We start from the raw sequence: 421 nt of genomic DNA, 5'->3' as shown, positions 1-421 counted from the left end.
AATTCGCCTATAGTCTCATCCTCAAAAGGGACTAAGTTGTCAAGAGCAATTCCCTGAGCGTAATTTAGAAAATATCGATCTATTGAACGGGAATTTGTTCCGGATGCTACAAAATCATCTTCAAAAGAAGCGGCCTTGTTATAATTAAACCCAAGAGTGAATTTTTTCCAGGCAGCATTTTCGTTTCTGTTGTTAAAAACAAAAACAGCCCCGGCTTGTCCCAGGTCGACATCTGTATTTGAATTGGTACTGAAGCCATTCATGTAACTTACTTCATTCTCGGCATTCTCAACATTTAAAGTGAATGTCGTAAAGCTGTTAAGAAAGACTGCAGATCCTGCCGGATTAACATTAAGTGCAGAAAGATCACCACCCAGGGCTCCAAAAGCTCCACTCATGGCCCTATATCTTGCAGTTCCAT

The 421-nt window shown here is 40.6% G+C and carries 1 pseudogene; it reads right to left on the bottom strand.

The features are described 5' to 3' along the window. Positions 1–421: pseudogene (locus HC176_RS16830) on the bottom strand (transporter); the annotation flags it as partial.

It is taken from the genome of Tamlana crocina, from assembly GCF_012037625.1.
Note: the sequence above shows the minus strand (reverse complement) of the source record. Positions and strands in the feature narration are given on the sequence as shown.